The organism is Dietzia sp. DQ11-44 (assembly GCF_014145205.1).
In the GTDB taxonomy this organism is placed as follows: Bacteria; Actinomycetota; Actinomycetes; order Mycobacteriales; family Mycobacteriaceae; genus Dietzia; species Dietzia natronolimnaea.
Genome location: NZ_JAALEC010000367.1, coordinates 1 through 3907 on the forward strand (window position 1 = coordinate 1; position 3907 = coordinate 3907).

The following is a 3907-nucleotide window of genomic DNA, read 5'->3' on the forward strand; positions in this document are numbered from 1 at the left end:
CGCCCACGTCCACCGGGTGTCCTGACCGGGCTGGACGTCGGCGACCGCCTCGCGATCCGGCCAGAGTGCCGCCGCCCGGCGCAGGGCGGCGGCGGTGGTCTCGACGTCGCGGGGGGCGGCGGTGGAGCTGTCGTTCATCGCGGACTCCTCGGGTGCTGCGGGTGTGGCGCCCACCACGGTACCAAGCACCTGCTTGGTCGGCCCCGTGCTCAGTACCTGAGCGCACCCCGGTCGAACGGGACCTGGACCCCCGAGATCGAGCGGGAACCGTCCCCGGCCAGGAACGACACCACGTCGGCGACCTCCTCGGGGGGCATGAAGTCCGCCAGGGTGCTGACGCCGTCCGCGAGGACGTTCTTGAGGGGCATCGGCGAGAAGCTGTGCAGGTACGACGGGAACCGGCCGAAGATCTCCGCCATGCCGTCGGGGTCGATCATCGGCGTGTCCACCGAGTACGGGTGGATCGAGTTGACCCGGATGCCGAACTCGCCCGCCTCGAGGGCGAGTGAGTTGGTCAGCGCGACCAGGCCGGCCTTGGAGGCCGAGTAGTGCCCGTTGCCCGGCGTGGCCTTGAGGCCCGCCGACGAGCTGACGATGATGATCGACCCGCCGTTGCCCGCGGAGATCATCGCCGGCACCGCCGCGCGGATCGTCCGCCACGTGCCGCTGAGGTTGACGCCGATGACCATGTCCCAGTCGTCCTCCGGCAGCTCCCACAGCCGGCCCCAGGTGAGGACGCCGGCGTTGGCGACGACGATGTCCAGCCGGCCGAAGGTGGCGATGGTGCGGGTGACCAGGTCCTGCAGCGCGCCCAGTTCCCGGATGTCGAGGACGGCCGAGAGGGATCTGCCCCCGGCCTCCTCGACCAGGCGAACGGTCTCGGCGAGATCGTCCGGTGTCGGCGCCGGGTAGGAGACGGACTCGGATACGGGGGCGCAGATGTCGGTGACCACGACGTCCGCGCCCTCCGAGGCGAGACGGACGGCGTGGGCCCGGCCCTGTGCCCGGGCGGCGCCGGTGACCAGTGCGACCTTGCCCTCCAGGGGCGTGACGGGTGTGCTCATGTCGACCATCACACCCGACGCGGTCAGTGGGGGCGGCCGGTTCCGGCAAACCAAGCAAGTGCTTGGTAGAGTGGCCCCATGACCCAGAGCACCAGGCCGGCGTCGGAGATGACCGACGACGAGTTCGCCGCGGAGTTCCGCACGTGGCTGGACGACAACCTGACCGGAGACTTCGCCGAGATCAAGGGCACCGGCGGGCCCGGCAGCGAGCACCAGTTCTTCGCCCGACGCCTGGCCTGGGAGCGGCACATGGCCGAGGCCGGGTGGACCTGCGTGGGCTGGCCGGTCGAGTACGGCGGCCGCGGGGCATCCCTGAGCCAGCAGGTCCGCGTGCACGAGGAGTACGCCAAGGCCGACGCCCCGGCGCGGGTGTCGCACCTGGGCGAGACGCTGCTCGGGCCCACCCTCATCGCGCACGGTACGCAGGAGCAGAAGGACCGTTTCCTGCCGCGGATCCTCGACGTCACCGAACTGTGGGCGCAGGGGTACTCCGAGCCCGGCGCCGGATCCGATCTGGCGAACGTGTCCACCACCGCGCGCCTGGGCGAGGACGGCAGATGGCATCTGCACGGGCAGAAGGTGTGGACCTCCCTGGCGCACCTGAGCCAGTGGGTGTTCGTCGTGGCCCGGACCGAGGAGGGGACCAGCCGTCACAAGGGTCTGAGCTTCCTGCTGGTGCCGCTGGACCAGCCGGGCGTCGAGATCAGGCCGATCCAGCAGCTCACCGGGACCTCGGAGTTCAACGAGGTCTTCTTCGACGATGCCGTCACCGACGCCGGGATGATCGTGGGGGAGCGGGGCGAGGGCTGGAAGGTCGCCATGACCCTGCTGGAGTTCGAGCGGGGTGTGTCCACGCTCGGTCAGCAGGTGGGCTTCGCCCGCGAGCTCGACCAGATCGTGGCCATGGCCCGGTCCAACGGCAGCGCGGAGGTCCCCGCGGTGCGCGAACGGATCACGCGCGCCTGGGTCGGGCTCAAGGTGATCCGCGCCCATGCGCTGCGTACCCTCGCCGAGCGCGACGCCTCCGGGGGTAACGCCTCCGCGGCCAAACTCCTGTGGGCCACCTGGCACCGCGATCTGGGCGAGCTGGCGATGACCGTGCAGGGGGCGGAGTCGCTCACCGGGCCCACGCACGACTCCGAGGGCGCGGCCAACGACCTGCACGACCCGGAGCATCTCGAGTTGGCGCGGTGGCAGCGGCTGTTCCTGTTCACCCGCTCCGACACCATCTACGGCGGATCCAACGAGATCCAGCGCAACATCATCTCCGAGCGCGTGCTCGGACTACCCCGAGAGGCCAGGCCGTCATGACCCAGCACAAGTCCCCCCTCGCCGCGTCCCCGCTGTCCACGGTGCCCGAGGAGACCCCGGGACACGGGCTGCTCGCGGGCAAGAAGGTCGTGGTGACGGCGGCCGCCGGCACGGGGATCGGGTTCTCGGCCGCACGTCGCGCCGCGCTCGAGGGTGCCGACGTGCTGGTGTCGGACTTCCACGAGCGCCGCATGAACGAGGCCCGCGACACGCTCGCCGCCGAGTTCCCCGAGCAGCGGTTCGAGGCCATCACCTGCAACGTGCAGTCGACCTCGGACGTCGACGCGCTGATCTCCGGCGCCGCCGAAAAGCTCGGCCGCATCGACGTGCTGGTCAACAACGCCGGCTTCGGAGGCGAGGGTGAGCTGGTCGACATGACCGACGAGGACTGGGACCGGGTCCTCGACATCACGCTCAACGGCACGTTCCGCGCGACCCGCGCGGCGCTGCGGTACTTCCGCGACGTGCCCCACAACGGGGTGATCGTCAACAACGCCTCGGTGCTGGGGTGGCGCGCGCAGCGGGCGCAGGCGCACTACGCGGCGGCCAAGGCCGGCGTCATGGCGCTCACCCGGTGTTCCGCGATCGAGGGCGCCGACTTCGGCGTGCGCATCAACGCGATCGCGCCCTCCATCGCCCGCCACGCGTTCCTGGAGAAGTCGGCCTCCGCCGAGCTCCTCGACGAGCTCGCCGCCAAGGAGGCGTTCGGGCGGGCCGCCGACGTCTGGGAGGTGGCCGCGACCATCGCCATGCTCGCCAGCGACTACACCACCTACCTCACCGGGGAGGTCGTCTCCATCTCGTCCCAGCGGGCCTGACCCGCGGTGGCCCCGGGCCCGGGGCTAGGCGTTCCGGATCTTCTCGACCTGCTTGCCGAAGGCGTCCACAGCCGTGTCCCGTTCCACGTCGGAGACCGGCCCCACACCGTTGGCGACCGTGACGGAGACTCCGATCCCCCGCACGACCCCGGTGATCAGGACGTTCCCCGTGAGCATCTCCTGACCCATCATGTCCATGGTGTTGGTCTGCGAGATGGCGGCGAAGTGCTCCACGCCCTCGGGAGCCTGGAGTTCCAGCAGCGAGTTCTCGGCCCGGGTGGTCACCTCGGTCCCCTCGAGGGGGATCGTGACCGTCATGGTCGGGCAGTCGGCGATGAGCTGCTCACGAGCGGGAAGGCTGTCGGTCACCGTCGTCACGGACACCGCGTACGCGGAGTTCCCGCTCTGGCCCGCCTGGATCGCCATCGCGCCCGGTTCGGCCTGGGCGAGGAAGGCGTCCTGGCTGAAGTCCGCGCAACGCTCGGGGTCGACACGGATCCCCGCGGCGATGTCCTCCAGCGCGCCGACCCCTCCCGCGATGTCCTCGGACGAGACGGGGGACAGGCCCAGTTCGGGGGCGTCGTCGGCGTTCAGCACCAACTGGTCGACGCCTGCGTCCGGCGCGCCCGGTGCGCTCGTCGGCTGGTCCCGGGGCGCCTCGGCCACCGCGGTGGTGGTGCCCGCGGGGGTGTCGTCGTCGCCGGTCTCGCCGAT

At 71.1% G+C, this 3907-nt stretch carries 4 protein-coding genes; 2 read left to right on the top strand and 2 right to left on the bottom strand.

Annotated features, from left to right (window positions below):
* Positions 1-209: 209 nt before the first annotated feature.
* The gene (locus G6018_RS09870; protein WP_182639501.1) at positions 210-1064 is read right to left on the bottom strand and encodes a mycofactocin-coupled SDR family oxidoreductase; all 855 of its coding nucleotides are present in this window, start codon (positions 1062-1064) and stop codon (positions 210-212) included.
* A gap of 78 nt (positions 1065-1142) precedes the next feature.
* Between G6018_RS09870 and G6018_RS09875 the strand changes: the two genes are divergently transcribed.
* Positions 1143-2375, top strand: coding sequence for an acyl-CoA dehydrogenase family protein (locus tag G6018_RS09875; protein WP_182610490.1), 1233 nt, complete (start codon positions 1143-1145; stop codon positions 2373-2375).
* A complete protein-coding gene (locus G6018_RS09880; protein ID WP_182617006.1) occupies positions 2372-3193 on the top strand; it encodes an SDR family oxidoreductase in 822 nt (273 codons plus the stop codon). Before G6018_RS09875 ends, G6018_RS09880 begins: the two co-directional genes overlap by 4 nt.
* Positions 3194-3217: 24 nt before the next feature.
* On the opposite strand, the gene G6018_RS09885 is transcribed toward G6018_RS09880, so the two are convergent.
* Positions 3218-3907 (bottom strand): hypothetical protein (locus tag G6018_RS09885; protein WP_182639502.1); only part of this gene is annotated, 690 nt, incomplete at its 5' end.

What these genes read in the sequence shown, in the direction of transcription:
- G6018_RS09880 (WP_182617006.1), top strand. Translation starts at nt 2,372, where the DNA reads ATGACCCAGCACAAGTCCCCCCTCGCCGCGTCCCCGCTGTCCACGGTG.
- G6018_RS09870 (WP_182639501.1), bottom strand. Translation starts at nt 1,064, where the DNA reads ATGAGCACACCCGTCACGCCCCTGGAGGGCAAGGTCGCACTGGTCACC.
- G6018_RS09875 (WP_182610490.1), top strand. Translation starts at nt 1,143, where the DNA reads ATGACCCAGAGCACCAGGCCGGCGTCGGAGATGACCGACGACGAGTTC.